Consider the following 16,368-nt stretch of genomic DNA (forward strand, 5'->3'; position numbering starts at 1 on the left):
ACGGATCCAACTCATGCAACCCCTCATTCACATCGCCTACGCGAGCAAAGCGACACAAGCCTTCGACCCCGGCGCCCTGGCGCAGCTGATGCAGAGCGCAAGCAGCGCCAATGAACGCCGCGGACTCACGGGCTTTCTGCTCTACGACAACCGCCATTTCTTTCAGTTGCTGGAAGGTCCGCCGGCCGTTGTCGAAGAGACCTTCCAGAAGATCGTCGCCGACGCGCGGCATGGCGAGATCGTCCGCATCCTGAACGAGCCCCTTCCCGCGCGCCAGTTCGACGAATGGTCCATGTCGTTCATGGCCATGGCGCCGGGCGAACTCCGCGCGATCGACGGGCTGCAAGACGTCTTCGACGCAGACGCCACGTTCACGCAGTTGAATCCGGCACAGGCGCGCCGGGTGATTGCCGCCTTTGCCGACGGACGCTGGCGGCAGAACATCGTCGGGCGCGCATCGCAAGGAAGGGCGACCGTCCCCGGCGCGGCCACCGACGCGCCGGACTTGACCGCGCCCGCATCGGCGGCCTGGGCGTCGGCGTACGGCCGCAGCTATGCCTATCAGCCGATCGTCGACACGGCGGCACTGAAGGTCGTGTCCTATGAGGCCCTCGTTCGCGGAGCCCGCGGCGAATCGGCCTTCCAGGTGCTGGGGGCGGTGCCTGCCGCGCAGCTCCACGGCTTCGACGCCGAAGGCCGAACCGAAGCCATCGCTCAAGCGGCGCGCCTGGGGATCGCCTGCGACCTGAACCTGAACTTCATGCCGCAGAGCGCCGTCGCGTCACCGCGCGTTCTGGACAGCACCGTGGCCGCGGCCCGGCGATGCGGTATCGGGCTCGACCGCATCGTCATCGAGATCACGGAGACCGAGGCCATCCAGGACCATCGCGGCTTCTCGGAGTCGATCGACGTGTACCGGCGCCAGGGGTTGAAGGTGGCCATCGACGACTTCGGGGCCGGTTACTCGGGGCTGAATCTGCTCGCCGAATTCCAGCCCGACCAGATCAAGGTGGATATCGCCCTGGTGCGCCAGATTCAGGTCAACGGGCCGCGCCAGTCGATCGTGCGGGCGATCGTCGGCCTGTGCCGCGAGCTGTGCATCGACGTGATCGCCGAAGGCATCGAGTCGACGGACCAGCTGCGCTGGCTGGAAGACGAAGGCGTGCACCTGTTCCAGGGCTACCTCTTCGCGAAGCCGGGCTTCGAGTGCCTGCCGATGCCCGCGTTTCCCCAGCCTCGCCAGATGCAGCCGTCCCAGACCCAGGCCCAGACCCTTACGCGGCCTTCGCAACAGGAATGACGGCGCCCATGCTGCGGTGGACCTCGGCTTCGCCATGCTTCGCCAGCAACTGCATCAGGTGCTTGCGGATCAGCATGCCCGGCTTGTCCGACTCCATCGAATACTCCACACCGCGCCGGCGCGTGTCGACCAGCGCATCGGGGTCGGTCGACTCGAGGATGTCCTTGTCCTCGCGCGTCACCGCATCGTCGAAGTCGATCAGCATCTGCGCCGCGCAGTCGGCCTCGGTGTCGTTGCGGAACAGCCATTGGCACAGCTGCATGCGCCCGTCGTCGATGGGGGTGAAGCAGTTGATGATGATGTGGCGCACACCGCTCGGATACTCGATGTCGAGCCGCCGCGAGAACGGCAGGAAGTATGCGTTGCGCATGTGGCGCGTGGTGATCGGGTCGGTCACGCCGCTGATCGCGTGGAACTTCACCGGGTTGGTGGCCTCGATGACCGTCTCGGCATAGAAACCCGTTTCGTTTTCCACCAGTTCGTACTTGCTCGGCTTCGGGCTCGCGGCCACGCCGAAGGTGGCGCGATGCACGAAGCTGAAGTGCGAGTTGTCGAACGAGTTCTCCAGCGCGCGCATCGGGCTGGTCTGCCACTCCTCGTAGAACTGGAAGATGGTGCGGTAGCCCGGGTCGTCGAACTCGGGAATGACGGGGATGTCGGCGATCGGATCTTCCAGCGCCACCCAGGCATAGCCGTAGCGCGCGGTGCAGTGGTAGGCCGTGGTGCGGTACTCGGGCGAGATCTTGCGGTCGGCGTCGTACTGCGGAATGCGCACCACCTGGCCGCTGCGGTCGTAGGTCCAGCCGTGGTAGCCGCACTGGATGGCACCGGTGCCGCAGGCCTGGCCTTCGCTGTCCACGCACCAGCCTTTTGACAGCTTCGCGGTGCGGTGGCAGCAGCGGTCGCGCAGCGCGGCAGGCTGGCCGAGCGAATCGATGAAGAGAACGATGTCCTCGCCCAGCAGCTTGAAAGGCTTCGGGCCGTTGGCGAGTTCGGTGAGCGGCATGACGGCATGCCAGAACTTGCGGAAGACGGGTTGTTGGGTAACGAGCATGCGCGGACTCCTTCTGTGGTCGTGTGGGGACGAACTGAAAGAGCAATTTCCTGCCAGGGACGGACGATGCCCGCAACGTGGCTGAACGCTTCTACTCTGCGCAAGCTGCCTTGCAAATTGCGCGCCCGGATTGTGGCTCCGCTTTTTCCGCAATGCACGCATTCCTTCGCAATGCCCGAGCAAAAGCCTTGGCATGCCTCGTGCATCGACCGGTGCAAGAGTAGAAGCGTTCAGCAGCGCACGCACCATCCACGTGCGCCCGCCCGGAAATTGCTCTTGAAACGCCTTCTGCCTTGCGGCGGAGGGATTCAAGACCCGAAGACTCCGAGGCCCCACATGCAACGTCGATTCTTTCTTGCGGCCGGCACCGCCGCCCTTGCCCCCATCGCCGCGCCGTCCGTGTTCGCCCAGGGCAGCACCGGCAAGCTCACCCCGCTCAAGTTCACGCTCGACTTCCGCATCAACGGGCAGACCGCGCCCTTCTTCCTTGCACTGGCCAAGGGCTACTACAGGGACGAGGGACTCGATGTGAGCATCGACACCGGCGCGGGCTCGGTCGCCTCGATCACGCGCATTGCCAGCGGCGTGTACCAGCTGGGCCTGGGCGACATCAGCTCGCTGGTCGAGTTCAACGCGCAGAACCCGGGCACACCGATGGTGCAGGCCGTCTACCAGTACTACAACCGCGCACCATTCGTGATCATCGGCCGCAAGGACCGTGGCGTCAGCGCAGACTTCAGGAGCCTCGCGGGCAAGAAGGTGGCCGCCGCGGCCGTCGAATCGACACGGCGCGCCTGGCCGATGGTGGCGCGCAAGCAGGGCATGCGTGCCGATGCCTTCCAGTGGCAGACCACCGACTTCAGCGCGCGCGACAACGTGATGGTGCGCGGCGACGTCGATGCCGCCACCTATTTCCACGACTCGGCCGTGTCGCTGTTCGCACGCATGAAGCCGGAGGAGCTGTCGGTGCTCAAGTATGCGGACGCCGGCGTCAACCTGTACGGCAACGCGATCCTCGCCAGCAGCAACCTCGTGGCGCAGAACCCGAAGGTGGTGGCCGCCTTCCTGCGCGCGAGCAACCGCGCCATCGTCGAGACCTTCGCCAACCCGGCGCCGAGCATCGCGGCCATGCGCCAGCGCGAACCCATCCTCGACGAGAAGATCGAGCTCGAGCGCTGGGGCATCACGGCGCAGTACGTGGGCGCGGCGGACACGCGCGGCCACGGGCTTGGCGATATAAAGAAACTCACGCTCGAGCAGCAGGTCGACGAAGTGGCCGATGTCTTCGGCCTCAAGGTCAAGCCCGCGTCCGACGCCATCTTCAACACTTCAATGCTCCCATCGCGCAGCGAACGCTCCCTCCCCAAGGCATGAACATCCTCAGCAGCAACAACAACACCGCCTACCCCGCCGAAACGACGCTCGACGAGCGCGACGGCCGCTACCTGCGCAAGGCCATCGTGTGGTCGCACGCGGCGCGTCGACGGGGCAACCGCCCCTTCGGCTCGGTCATCGTCTCGGCCGCCGGCGAGGTACTGGCCGAAGCCGGCAACAGCAACACCGAGACCGGTGACTGCACCGCCCATGCGGAGGTCAACGCATTGCGCGCGCTGGCAGGGCGCAACATCTCGCGCGAAGAGCTGGCAGGTGCCACGCTCTACGCCTCGGGCGAGCCCTGCGTGATGTGCGCGGGCGCGATCTTCTGGTCGAACATCGGCCGGGTGGTGTTCGGCATCGACGCCGAGCGCCTGCGCGTGTTCCGCGGCGAGCGGCAAGACCAGCGCGACGCCGAGCTGTCGTGCCGCGACGTGTTCCGCGCCTCGCCGCATCGGATCGAGTGCATCGGCCCCGCGCTGATCGACGAAGCCAGCGCCGCGCACGACGGCGCCTGGAAGACCTGAAAGCGGGCGCACTAGACTCGCCGCATGCCCTGGCACGCCCGTCTCCATCTCGCCTACACACAAGAAGCCGCCCGCACCGTCGCCCGCTTTCGCCATGACGGTCCGCTGCGCATCCTGCAAAGCCTCTACCCCGAGGGCGACGCCGTCTGCCACAACGTGCTGGTGCACCCGCCGGGCGGGCTGGTGGGCGGCGACACGCTCGACATCGACATCGAGGCTGCCGACGGCAGCCACGGCCTGATCACCACGCCCGGTGCCTCGCGGTTCTACCGCTCCGAAGGCGAACTGGCGCTGCAGCGCACCCGCATTCGCCTGGCGGCCGGTGCGCGGCTCGAATGGCTGCCGCTCGAAGCCATCTGCTACAGCGGCTGCCGGGCCGAGAACCGCCTGAGCATCGAAGCGGCGCCCGGCGCCGAGCTGATCGGCTGGGACGTCACCGCGCTCGGCCTGCCCAACGCCGGCCAGCCCTTCGAGCGCGGCACCTACCTGCAGCACATCGAAGTGCCGGGCCTGTGGCTGGAGCGTGGCCGCATCGACGCGGCCGACCATCGGCTGCTGCAAAGCCCGCTGGGCCTGGGCGGCCACCGCTGCATGGCCTCGCTGTTCTTCGTGGCAGGTTCACCGCTGGCGCGCGCGCGCCGCGACGCGCTGCTGGCGCATGCGCGCGGCCTGCTGGAAGCCGGCCCGCTGCACGGCAGCGCCGGCGCCACCAGCCCGCATGCCGAGGTGGTCGTGCTGCGGGTGCTGGCGCCGGTGGTCGAACCCGCGATGCAGCTGCTGCGCCAGGTGTGGCAGGCATGGCGCGGCGAACTGTGGCAGTTGCCGCGCGCCACGCCGCGCATCTGGGCGACCTGAGCGCCGACGGCGCACCTGACCGCGCTACTTCCTGACCGCGCCCGCGTGCGTCTGCACCACAACGGCGGGCTTGGCAAGCGAGCAAGCACCTAGCCGCTTCGACGCATCCAGCTGAACTTGTTGGCCGTACTCAGACAGCGCCGGCCCGCGGCCGCGCAAGTCGTCCGTGCCCATTCCAACACTTTCACTACCGAGGTGACGTCGATGAGATTGTCCAAAACGCCTGTCCAGGCCTGTGTTCTCGCGCTCAGTGCGCTCGCCGCCGTGAGCGCATTCGCCTCCAGCCACCGCGAGGCGCCCTCGATCGCGGGGATGCCCAAGCTCGACGGCACAGACTTCTACATGTTCCGCAGCTACGAGCCCAACCGCCAGGACTACGTGACACTGATCGCCAACTACCAGCCCGACCAGGGCGCGTACGGCGGCCCCAACTACTACTCGATGGATCCGAACGGGCTGTACGAGATCCACATCGACAACACCGGCAGCGCGATGGAAGCGCTGACCTTCCAGTTCCGCTTCACCAACACGCTGCGCGACATCCAGCTGCCGATCTCGGGCAAGCAGGTCTCGATTCCGCTGGTGCAGGCCGGCCAGATCTCGGCGCCCAACCAGGCCACGAGCAACCTGCGCGAGACGTTCACGCTCACCGTCGTGCGCGGCGACCGCCGCAAGGGCCAGGCCGCCGCCGTCACCAATGCCGCCAACGGCAACACCGTGTTCGACCGGCCGACCGACAACATCGGCGAAAAGACCTTCGGCGGCCCGAGCGGCTATGCCGCCTATGCGGCCCAGCAGATCTACAACATCAACATCCCCGGCTGCGCCGCGGGGGGCCGCGTGTTCGCGGGCCAGCGCCAGGACCCGTTCGCGGTCGCGCTGGGCCAGGTGTTCGACCTGATCAATCTCAACCCGCTCGGCTCGACCAGCGCCTACGGCGCGGGCACGCTGGCCACGCGCAACGTCAGCACGCTGGCGCTCGAGGTGCCGATCTCCTGCCTCACCGCGGGCGGCACCGGCCCGATCATCGGCGGCTGGACCACGGCCAGCGCGCGCCAGGGCCGCCTGATCGCCAGCCCGCCCAAGAGCGGCCACGGCACCACGACGCTCAACGGCGGCGCATGGGCGCAGGTCTCGCGCCTGGGCATGCCGCTGGTCAACGAAGTGGTCATCGGCCTGAAGGACAAGGACGCGTTCAACAGCTCCAAGCCGATGGACGACGGCCAGTTCGCCACCTACGTGACCAACCCGACGCTGCCCGCGCTGATCCAGTCGCTGTACCCCAGCGCACCGGCGCCCACGAACTTCCCGCGCACCGACCTCGTCGCGGCCTTCCTGACGGGCATCGACGGCCTGAACAAGCCCGCCAACGTCAAGGCCTCGGAAATGCTGCGCCTGAACACCAGCATCGCGCCCACGGCGATGGCGAGCCAGAGCAACCTCGGCGTGGCCGGCGGCGACAACGCGGGCTTCCCGAACGGGCGACGCCCGGGCGACGACGTGGTGGACATCGAGCTGCGCGTGGCCATGGGCGCCCTGTGCGTGCTGACGGGTGCCAACGACGCGCTCAAGGTCGGGTGCAAGCCCTCCGATGCGCCGGCCGGCGGCGCGGCCATCACCGACGGCGCGCTGCAGAGCCCGTCGCAGTTCCCGGCTGCGTTCCCCTACCTGAACACCCCGCTGCCCGGCGCCGTCAACGCCGCAGCGGCACCATGAACGGGAGCACCGCATGAACCGGAACATCCATCGCATCGGCGCCGCCCTGCTGCTGGCCGCAGCCCTTGCCGGCTGCGGCGGAGGCGGAGGTGGCGGCGGGGGCGGGTTCTACCCGTTCCCGATCGGCGGAAACAACCCGCCGCAGAATCCGCCGCCCGCACAGGCCGATCCCTACGACCAGTTCATCGCCTATGTGCAGGCGATGGTCGCCACCATGCTCGACACGAGCGAACCGGCGAACGTGGCGGTCTTCGACCCGCCGCCGACGTCGGAGACCAAAGAGCCGGTCGCCACGCAGTAGCCGACATGCGCCGCACCGCATCCGCGACAGCATGGGTGGCAGGCGCCGCGCTTGCGCTGGCCGCCTTTGCAACGCACGCGGTGCCGCGCGTGCCCACCGGCGACGACGAAGTGGTGGAGACACTGCCCGTCGTCGCCGGCTGGTCGGGCGAACAACGCCGGCTGCGCCGTGAACTGGCGCAGCGGCCGAACGACGAGGCCACGGCCATCGCGGCGGCCTCCACCTACCTCGACCTGGCCCGCGAACAGGGCGACGCGCGCTACGCCGGCTACGCCATGGGCGCGCTGCAGGCCTGGGAAGCCACGCCGCCGGCCCGGATCCCACCCGCGGTGCTGGTCATGCGCGCCACGGTCGCGCAGTTCCTGCATGACTTCGACGGTGCCGAAGCCACCCTGCGGATGGCGCTCGCCAGACGCCCCAACGATGCGCAGGCGTGGATCACGCTGGCCACCATTCTTCGCGTGCGCGGGCGCTACAACGAATCGGACGCCGCCTGCCGCTCGCTCGGACGATCGGGCCCCGCCTTCTACGGCGTGGCCTGCCTCGCGGAAAACGCCGGGCTGCGCGGCAACCACGCTGACGCCCGCCAAGCATTGCAGGCCCTGCTGGCAGACCCCGCGCTGCGCGACGCAGACAAGGCCGGCACGCGGCAGTGGCTGCTGACCAGCGTCGCCGAGGTGGAGGAACTGGCGGGCCGCCAGGCCGAAGCCGACGCCGCCTATCGCAAGGCCGTGGCGGCGCAACGCTCGGGCTACCTGCTGCTGGCCTACAGCGACTATCTGCAGCGCGCCGGGCGCCATGCCGAAATCCCGAGGCTGCTGGCCAACGAGGCGCGCAGCGACGCGGTGCTGCTGCGGCTGGCCATTGCCGGCGCCGCGGCACGCGACAAGCGCGCCCAGGCCGAAGCCGACGAACTGCGCCAGCGCTTCGAGGCAGCAGCGCTTCGCCCCGGTACCACCGCGCTGCATGCACGCGAGGAAGCCATGTTCGCGCTCGACGTGCAGAACGACCCGAAGCGCGCGCTCGAACTCGCGCGCCTGAACCTCAGGCTGCAGCGCGAGCCCATCGACTTCCTGGTGTTCGCGCGAGCCGCCTCGGCCGCCAACGACACCACCGCGCGCGACGAAGTGAAGGCGCTGATGCAACAGATCGGACTGAAGGATGCGCGTGTCGATGCAACGCCTTGAACGCGCCGGGCTGGCCGTGCTCGCCATGCTGATGCTGGTCGGTCTGCTCCTCGGCGCGGCGCCGGCCCACGCGCACAAGGCGAGCGATGCCTACCTGCAGTTGCAGCGCAAGGGCGACACGATCGACCTGCGCTGGGACATCGCGCTGCGCGACCTCGACGCGATGCTCGACCTGGACACCAACGCCGACCGCAAGCTCAGCTGGGGCGAGGTGCGCACGCGCCTTGCGGACATCCGCGCCTATGCGCTGGCGCGCCTGCGCCTGCAGCAGGGCCAATGCGTGCTGGCCGAAGCGCAGCCGCCGGCCGTCGAAGACCGCATCGACGGCGCCTACCTCGTGCTGCGGCTGCAGGCGCCATGCAAGGCGGGCGCCGCGCTCGACATCGACTACCGCCTGTTCCGCGAGGTCGATCCCACGCACCGCGGCCTGTTGCGCATGGAAGCGGAAGACGCCGCCAGCGCACAGCCCACGGTGCGCTCGCTCGACCCGTCGGCCGGGCCGGTTTCGCTGCCGTGGCCCGGGAATGCCGGTGAGGCCGGCGCGGCGGGCACCGATGCGGCGGCGCAGGCCGACGGCGGTTTCTTTCGCGACGGCATCCACCACATCCTCATCGGCTACGACCACATCCTGTTTCTGATCTGCCTGCTGCTGCCCGCCGTGCTGCGCCGGCGTGCGGACGGCTGGGAGCCGGTGCTCGCGTGGCGCGAAGCGGTGTGGCCGATGCTGGGCATCGTCACCATGTTCACCATCGCGCACTCGATCACGCTGGCGCTCGCGGGGCTGAAGATCGTGACCATCTCGCCGCGCATCATCGAGCCCGGCATCGCCATCACCATCATGCTGGCGGCCATCGACAACATCTACCCGGTGCTGCGCGGGCGCCGCAAGCTCTTCAGCTTCCTGTTCGGGCTGATCCACGGCTTCGGCTTCGCGGGCGCGCTGGCCGAGCTCGACCTGCCGCTGCGCGACTTCGTGATCGCACTGCTGCAGTTCAACCTGGGCGTGGAGGCCGGACAGCTGATGGTGGTGGCCGTGGTGCTCGTCGCATTGCTGGCGCTGCGCAACTGGCAGCGCTATCCGCCGCTGGTGCTGCGCGGCGGCTCGGCGCTGGCGGTGCTGGTGGCGGCCATCTGGCTCGGCGAGCGCGTGTTCGACGTCAAGGTGCTTCCTTTTTCATAGCGAACCCATCCGCATGCCCCTTCGCGGGAACGCATGTGTAGACCCCGTCTGACGGACAGCCGCCCTGCAAGAGCGCACGCTGGCCCTTTTCCTCTATCGCCCGAGAAGGATCGCCCATGTCCGCAGACGACATCACGGACCCGGCCGCGCAACGGCTGCTGCACCGGCGCCTCGCCCGTTTCAACGCCGCCCGGCTGAAGCCGGGCACTCCTTCCCCGCAGTGGCGCGAAGACCTCGCGCGCGAGTACGAACACCGGCTGCTGGAAGGCGACTTCCTCGAAGCCCTGCGCAGCCAGGTACAGGTGGCGGCGTCCGCCGCGGCCGGCAATGCGGACCACTTCGCGAGCTGGTTCGAGACGCTGGAGCGCACCGGCCCCGGCCAGCACCACCCGCTGTTCGACTGGCTGGCGGAAGAAGCCACGCTGGCGCAGATGCGCTGGTTCCTCACGCAGGAGGCTGCGGGCGAGGCGGGCTTCGAAGACCTGCTGGCCTTCACCCAGGTCAAGCTGCCGCCGCAGCCCAAGCTCGAGTGCGCGCGCAACTTCTGGGACGAGATGGGCCACGGCAAGCAAGGCGCCATGCACGGCCAGATGCTCGATCAGATGGTGCGCGAACTCGACCTGCATCCGGCCATCGACACCACGGCGTGGGAGTCGCTCGCGCTGGCCAACACCATGGTGGGTCTTGCGACCTCGCGGCGCTATGCGTACCACGCCGTGGGCGCGCTCGGCGTGATCGAGCTCACCGCGCCGGGCCGCGTGAAGAAGGTGGCGACCGGCATGCGCCGCCTGGGCCTGAGCGGCCGCGCGCGCGCCTATTTCGACCTGCATGCGGCGCTCGACGTGTCGCATGCACGCGCTTGGCTGCGCGAAGTGATCCGCCCGCTGGTCGAGGACGACCCGGCCTGCGGGCAGTTCATCGCCGAGGGCGCGCTGATGCGGCTGGCCTGCGGGGCGCGTTGCTTCGCGCGCTATGCGGCGGAACTGCAGATCGAGGAGGCCGCCGCATGCTGAACGCCGCCGGCGTACTGCGCCAGGTGGCGGCCACGGGCTATCGCTTCACCACCGTCACCCCCCTCACCCACCAGCGCGTGCTCGCGCGACGCGGTCGTGAGCCGGGTTCGACGTTGCGCGACGTCTTTGGCTGGAACCTCCCGTTCGAAGCGGGTGCGTTGCCGCCCGCGCTGCTGGCCGGCATGGAGCAGGCCGGCATCGTGCGGCGCGACGGTTCGCTGCTGCGCAGCACCGTGCGAATCGCCAGCCTCGGCGACGACCTGTTCTTCCACTCGGCATACCCCACGGTCGAAGAGAACGCCGTGTTCTTCGGCCCCGACACCAGCCGCTTCGCGCGCTTCATCGGCCATGCCCTGCAAGCGCTCAAGCCCCGGGGCGCAGTCCCGCTGCGCGTGCTGGACATCGGCTGCGGCAGCGGTGCGGGCGGCATCGTCGCGGCGCGCGCGCTGGCCGAAGCCGGCGCGGCGGCGACGGTGGTCATGAACGACATCAACCCGCTTGCGCTTCAATACACCGCCGTCAACGCGGAGGTGGCCGGCATTCCCGTGGCGCTGGCGCAGGGCGATGCACTCTCGGCGGTGCAGGGCACGTTCGACCTCATCATCTCCAACCCGCCCTACCTCGACGACGCCGCGCAGCGTGCCTACCGGCACGGCGGCGCGCGGCTCGGGCGAGCCCTGGGCGTGCGCATCGCGGCAGAGTCGCTGAAGCGTCTTGCGCCGGGCGGCCGGCTGCTGCTGTACACCGGCGTGGCCATGGTGGACGGCGAAGATCCCTTCCTGCGCGAGCTGCAACCGCTGCTCGCGGCCTCGGGCTTCGAGTGGTCGTATGCGGAGATCGACCCCGACGTGTTCGGAGAGGAACTGGAGCGGCCGGTGTACGCGCACATCGACCGCATCGCCGCGGTCGGCCTCGTCGCCCGCCGTCCGCTGGGAGACGGGTAGTGGCCGCCGAACTCGACATCGGCCCCGACGCGCGCCGCCTGTCGCAGGTGCGCGAATGCAGTTTGCTCGAACGCATGCCCAAGTGGCTCATCTGCGTGCCGCTGGTCGTGCAGTGGCTGTGGCTGTCGGTGCGCCACGGCGGCGTCACCGTGCCGTCGGCGGCCAACCCCCATCTCACGTCGGGCGGCCTGGTGGGCGAAGGCAAGCTCGAGTACTTCGACGGCATGGGCCCGCTCGCGCGCTCCTTCACCGCCGACCACTGCGCCGTGCGCAACGACGACACCGCCACCGAGCCCGCGCTGCGCCAGGCCATGGAACGCGCCGGCTTCGGTTTCCCGGTGGTCGTCAAGCCCAACCTCGGCCTGTGCGGCTACGGCGTGCGCCTGCTGCACGACATGGCCGCGCTGCGGGCCTACCTCGCGGTGTTCCCGCGCGACGAGACGGTGGTACTGCAGCGCTACCTGCCGCAGGAGGGCGAAGCCGGCATCTTCTACGCGCGCGATCCGGTGACGGAAGAGGGCCGCATCATCGGCCTGGCGCTGCGCTACTTCCCGCGCGTGACCGGCGACGGCCGCAGCACCGTGGGCGAGCTCATCGCGGCCGACACGCGCGCGCGCCGCATCGCGCGTTCGCCGCGCCACGAATGCCGCGTGCCGCTTGCGAGCGTGCCCGCCGCCGGGCAGCACGTGCGGCTGGCCACCATCGGCTCGACCCGCGTCGGCGGGCTTTACCGCAACGGCGCGGCGCTGGCCACGCCGGAGCTCGCGCGCGCCGTCGATGCCATCGCGCGCGACATGCCCGCATTTCACTTCGGCCGCTTCGACGTGCGCTTCGACAGCCTGCGCGAGCTGGCCGCCGGTCGCGGCTTCACCATCATGGAGATCAACGGCGCGGGCTCCGAAGCCATCGAGGCCTGGGACCCCGACATCGGCGTGCTGCAGGGCTTTCGCATGGTCTTCGCGAAGCAGCGGCTGCTGTTCGCCATCGGCGCCGCACAGCGCAGGAGGGGCGTGCGGCCCATCGGGCTGCTGGCGCTGGCACGGCTCAACCGGCGGCAGAACCGCCTGGTCGAGCGGTACCCGCCTTCCAACTGAGAGATCAGCATGCAGACGGAAACCATCGCCCCGCACGCTTTTCCGATCCACCGGCACGCCGCGCACGCACCGGTGATGGAGACGCGCTGGGCCGACTGCGAGGAAGACCTGCACGACGCCCAGCGGCTTCGCTTTCGCGTGTTCGCGCAGGAAATGGGCGCGCACCTGGCACCGCCCGAAGGCACGCCCCCCGGGCTGGACGCCGACCGCTTCGATCCCTTCTGCGACCACCTGCTGGTGCGCGCCCTCGACCCTGAGCACGGCCCCGGCCCGCTCATCGGCACCTACCGCGTGCTGACGCCCGATGCGGCGCGGCGCGCGGGCGGCTTCTACACCGACACCGAGTTCGACCTGACCCCGCTCATGCCGTTGCGCGGCCGCGCGCTGGAGCTGGGCCGCTCGTGCGTGGATGCCGGGTGGCGCTCGGGCAGCGTCATCATGGCGCTGTGGACGGCACTCGGGCAGTACATGGTCGAGCACCGGCTCGACACCATGATCGGCTGCGCCAGCATCGGCATGGAAGACCACGGCCTGGCCGCCGCGCGGCTGTGGCACCGGCTGTGCCGCACGCACCTGGTCGAACAGCGCTGGCGTGTCGAGCCGCGCATCGCGCTGCCGCTGGACACCGACCTGGAGGCCGATGCCGGCAGCGACGCCGCCGCGCCCGCCGCGCCGCCGCTCATCAAGGGCTACCTGCGCTGCGGTGCCCGCCTGCTCGGGCCGCCCGCGCTCGACGCGGCCTTCAACACCGCCGACCTCCCGCTGATGCTGCGGCTGGACGACGTCGCGCCGCGCTACCGCCAGCACTTCTTTGGCGTGACTTCCGGCATGACTTCCGGCGTGCCTTGCGGCGTGTCCACGTGAGGATGGCCGCACGCCCGCGGCGCGCGCTGGCCTCCGTGGTGGGGGCGCAGTTCCTGAGCTCGCTGGCCGACAACGCACTGCTGATCGTCGCCATCGACCTGCTCATGCAGCAGCACACGCCGGGCTGGATGACGCCGGCGCTGCGGGTGTTCTTCTACGTCTCTTACGTGCTGCTGGCCGCCTTCGCGGGCGCGGTGGCCGATGCCGCGCCCAAGGACCGGGTGCTGATGGCCACCAACCTCGTCAAGCTCGGCGGCTGCGGCCTGCTGCTTTGGCACGTGCAGCCGCTGGTGGCCTATGCGCTGGTCGGCCTGGGCGCGGCCGCCTATTCGCCGGCCAAGTACGGCATCCTGCCGGAGCTGCTGCCGCAGGACGCGCTGGTGGGCGCCAACGGCTGGATCGAGGCGACCACGGTGCTGTCGATCCTGTTCGGCGTGGCGCTCGGCAGCTCGCTGGTCGGCAGCAGCCAGGCGCTGGTGGCCATTGGCGCGGTGTACCTGCTGGCCGCGGCGTGCACGCTGGCGATTCCGCACACCCCGGCACGCGATCGCGCGGCGCTGGCGCATCCGGGCCTTCTGCTGCGGGACTTCAGGCATTCGCTGGGGCTGCTGTGGCGCGACCCCGACGCACGCATCTCGCTGGCAGTCACCAGCCTGTTCTGGGCCGCCTCCGCCACGCTGCAGTTCATGGTGCTGCGCTTCGCCGCCGAACGGCTGGGGCTGAAGCTGTCGCAAGGGGCGCTGCTGCAGATCGCGGTAGCCATCGGCATGGCACTGGGTGCGCTGGGCGCATCGCGCTGGTTTCCGCTGCCGCGCGCCCGGCGCGCGTTGCCGCTGGGCGTGGTGCTCGGTGCCGCGGTGCTGCTGATGACCCTGGTCACGCAACCCATCGTCGCGGCCGTGCTGCTGGTGGCGATCGGCGCGCTCGCGGGCCTGCTGCTGGTGCCGATGAATGCGCTGCTGCAAAGCCGCGGCCTGCTGCGCATGAACCCGGGCCAGTCGATCGCGGTGCAGAACTTCAACGAAAGCCTGGCCTCCCTGGCCATGCTGGGGGTGTACGGCGCGCTGCTCTACTTCGATGCGCCGCTGCTGCCCACGCTGGCGGGGTTCGGCGGCTTCCTGGTGCTGGCCATGGCCGGCATCACCGTCTGGTCGCGCCGACTGGGGCCGGCGAGCGATGCGCTGGCGGCGCAGAACGTATAGCCGCGAAGAGGGCACCCGGAGGTGCCTCCTCGTTCGATGGCCGGCCGCGCGTCAGTCGAGCTTGACGTTGGCCTGCCTGATCACCTGGCCCCACATCTGGCGATCGTCATGGATGAAGGCGGCGAACTCCGCTGGTGAGTTGCAGCGCAGCTCACCGCCGTAGTCGCGCCACTTCTTCGCCAGTTCTTCGGACTGACAGGCCTTCTGCATGGCGGCGCTGAGCTTCTCCAGGATGGGCTTGGGCGTGCCGGCCGGCGCGAGGATGCCCTGCCAGGCGATGGGCGCGTAGTCCGGCAGGCCCGCCTCGGCGAAGGTCGGCACTTCGGGGAAGCTCGGATGCCGCTTGCTGCCTGTGATGGCCAGCAGCTTCAGCCGGCCGGCGCGGATGCTTCCGGCCGCAGCGGGCAGGCCGTCGAACATGGCCTGCACCTGTCCGGCGATCAGATCGGTGTAGGGGCTGGTGCTGTTGTAAGGCACGAGGTTGGTCTTCACGCCCGCGACGTTGTTGAACCACACGGCCGACAGGTGCGAATAGCTGCCGATGCCCGCCGTCGCGACCGCCACTGAATCGGGCCTGGCCTTGAGTGCCGCAATGAGCGCGCGCGCATCCTTCGCCTCGACGCCGGGCGTGGCGATGAGCCCGGTGTTCAGCACGCCCAGCAGGCTGACGGGCGCGAAATCCTTCTCGGCGTTGAACGGCAGCTTCGCGTACAGGTGCGGCACCACCGACAGCGAACTGGTCGTGCCGATGTACAGCGAGTAGCCATCGGCCGGCGCCTTGGCGGCCACCTCGGTGCCGATGATGTTCGAGGCACCAGGCCGGTTTTCCACGAAGAAGGTCTGGCCCAGGATCTTCGTGAGCTCGGCGGCGATCTCGCGCGCATTCGCGTCGGGCCCGCTGCCCGCGGGAAAGGGGGCAATGATGCGCACCGCCTTGCTCGGGTAATCCGCCTGCGCCGCCGCGCCGCCGGCCACTGCGCCGGCCGAGGCCATCACGCCGAGGGCCATCCAGCGGCGGACCGTCATCTTCAGAACTCTCATCGGTTTGTCTCCTGTTGATCTTGCGTGCCGTTTGCACGAGGTCGAATGATAGATAAATGCGTTGTATTGTCAAAATACGATAATCGCCATATCATTTCTTCAATGCAGAGCCGGATACCGGACCGCTTTATCGCCAGGAGACATTGAATTGACCGAAAGCAGCCCATCGAACCTGCAGTTCAGCCACATCGGCCTGTACGTGAGCGACCTCCCGCGCATGGCGCGCTTCTACCGCCAGGCCCTGCGCTTCACGCAGACCGACGCGGGCGACCTGGGTGCGGTGCAGCTGGTGTTCCTGAGCCGGGACCCGCGTGAGCACCACCAGTTGGTGCTCGCCACCGGCCGGCCGGCCGATGCGGGCTTCAACGTGGTCAACCAGATCTCCTTCCGGGTGCCCGACATCGCCACGCTGCGCCAGTTCCACGACCGGCTGCTGGCCGAGGGCGCGAGCGACATGCACCCGGTGACGCACGGCAACGCGGTGTCGGTGTATTGCCGCGATCCCGAGGGCAACCGGCTCGAGCTCTTCATGGACACGCCCTGGTACTGCGAGCAGCCGCTGCGCGAACCGGTCGACCTGTCCCAGCCCGACGAGGTCATCCTTGGGCGTGCGGAAGCCATCGCCAGGCGGTTTCCGAAGTTCATGAGCCGCGCCGAATGGCAGGCCGAGGTGGCGCGCCGCATGGAAGAAGACCAGCGTGGCTGAGCCGCGGCAC

16 protein-coding genes are annotated in these 16,368 nt (G+C 69.3%); 14 read left to right on the top strand and 2 right to left on the bottom strand.

The features are described from left to right. The first annotated feature begins 13 nt into the window (after positions 1-13). Positions 14-1,300: a diguanylate phosphodiesterase gene (locus WIX39_RS30265; protein WP_409196789.1), complete on the top strand. Its 1,287-nt coding sequence runs from the start codon at positions 14-16 to the stop codon at positions 1,298-1,300. On the opposite strand, the gene WIX39_RS30270 is transcribed toward WIX39_RS30265, so the two are convergent. Next, positions 1,275-2,354, bottom strand: coding sequence for a Rieske 2Fe-2S domain-containing protein (locus WIX39_RS30270; protein WP_409196790.1), 1,080 nt, complete (start codon positions 2,352-2,354; stop codon positions 1,275-1,277). The genes WIX39_RS30265 and WIX39_RS30270 overlap by 26 nt on opposite strands. A gap of 336 nt (positions 2,355-2,690) precedes the next feature. Between WIX39_RS30270 and WIX39_RS30275 the strand changes: the two genes are divergently transcribed. From WIX39_RS30275 to lplT, 12 genes are all read left to right on the top strand, one after another. Then, entirely contained in the window at positions 2,691-3,728 is a 1,038-nt protein-coding gene (locus WIX39_RS30275) for an ABC transporter substrate-binding protein (protein ID WP_106938087.1), read from the top strand. Continuing rightward, positions 3,725-4,255, top strand: a complete 531-nt coding sequence (locus WIX39_RS30280) for a nucleoside deaminase (protein ID WP_409196791.1) — start codon at positions 3,725-3,727, stop codon at positions 4,253-4,255. Before WIX39_RS30275 ends, WIX39_RS30280 begins: the two co-directional genes overlap by 4 nt. Positions 4,256-4,279: 24 nt before the next feature. Beyond that, positions 4,280-5,110 carry an urease accessory protein UreD gene (locus WIX39_RS30285; RefSeq protein WP_409196792.1) on the top strand — a complete coding sequence of 277 codons (831 nt, stop codon included), beginning with the start codon at positions 4,280-4,282 and terminating at the stop codon, positions 5,108-5,110. A gap of 204 nt (positions 5,111-5,314) precedes the next feature. Then, entirely contained in the window at positions 5,315-6,826 is a 1,512-nt protein-coding gene (locus WIX39_RS30290; protein ID WP_409196793.1) for a DUF4331 domain-containing protein, read from the top strand. A gap of 13 nt (positions 6,827-6,839) precedes the next feature. Then, positions 6,840-7,127, top strand: coding sequence for a hypothetical protein (locus WIX39_RS30295; protein ID WP_285413686.1), 288 nt, complete (start codon positions 6,840-6,842; stop codon positions 7,125-7,127). Between the two features lie 5 nt (positions 7,128-7,132). Next, entirely contained in the window at positions 7,133-8,314 is a 1,182-nt protein-coding gene (locus WIX39_RS30300) for a hypothetical protein (RefSeq protein WP_409196794.1), read from the top strand. Beyond that, a complete protein-coding gene (locus WIX39_RS30305) occupies positions 8,301-9,494 on the top strand; it encodes a HupE/UreJ family protein (protein ID WP_409196795.1) in 1,194 nt (397 codons plus the stop codon). The genes WIX39_RS30300 and WIX39_RS30305 overlap by 14 nt, the downstream gene beginning before the upstream one ends. A 116-nt stretch (positions 9,495-9,610) precedes the next feature. Further along, positions 9,611-10,507 carry an iron-containing redox enzyme family protein gene (locus tag WIX39_RS30310; RefSeq protein ID WP_409196796.1) on the top strand — a complete coding sequence of 299 codons (897 nt, stop codon included), beginning with the start codon at positions 9,611-9,613 and terminating at the stop codon, positions 10,505-10,507. Beyond that, on the top strand, positions 10,501-11,451 hold the full coding sequence (locus tag WIX39_RS30315) for a methyltransferase (protein WP_106938081.1): 951 nt from the start codon (positions 10,501-10,503) through the stop codon (positions 11,449-11,451). The genes WIX39_RS30310 and WIX39_RS30315 overlap by 7 nt, the downstream gene beginning before the upstream one ends. Then, entirely contained in the window at positions 11,451-12,545 is a 1,095-nt protein-coding gene (locus WIX39_RS30320) for a hypothetical protein (RefSeq protein WP_409196797.1), read from the top strand. Before WIX39_RS30315 ends, WIX39_RS30320 begins: the two co-directional genes overlap by 1 nt. A 9-nt stretch (positions 12,546-12,554) precedes the next feature. After that, positions 12,555-13,409, top strand: a complete 855-nt coding sequence (locus WIX39_RS30325) for a GNAT family N-acetyltransferase (RefSeq protein ID WP_409196798.1) — start codon at positions 12,555-12,557, stop codon at positions 13,407-13,409. A gap of 2 nt (positions 13,410-13,411) precedes the next feature. Then, complete coding sequence (gene lplT, locus WIX39_RS30330) at positions 13,412-14,611, top strand: lysophospholipid transporter LplT (protein WP_409196799.1); 1,200 nt, start codon at positions 13,412-13,414, stop codon at positions 14,609-14,611. Positions 14,612-14,662: 51 nt separating this feature from the next. Here lplT and WIX39_RS30335 read toward each other — a convergent pair whose 3' ends face one another. Beyond that, a complete protein-coding gene (locus tag WIX39_RS30335) occupies positions 14,663-15,652 on the bottom strand; it encodes a Bug family tripartite tricarboxylate transporter substrate binding protein (protein WP_285413694.1) in 990 nt (329 codons plus the stop codon). A gap of 148 nt (positions 15,653-15,800) precedes the next feature. Between WIX39_RS30335 and WIX39_RS30340 the strand changes: the two genes are divergently transcribed. Beyond that, the gene (locus WIX39_RS30340; RefSeq protein WP_285413695.1) at positions 15,801-16,358 is read left to right on the top strand and encodes a VOC family protein; all 558 of its coding nucleotides are present in this window, start codon (positions 15,801-15,803) and stop codon (positions 16,356-16,358) included. The last annotated feature ends 10 nt before the right edge of the window (positions 16,359-16,368 follow it).

The organism is Variovorax sp. AB1(2024), from assembly GCF_037482385.2.
Taxonomy (GTDB): Bacteria; Pseudomonadota; Gammaproteobacteria; order Burkholderiales; family Burkholderiaceae_C; genus Variovorax.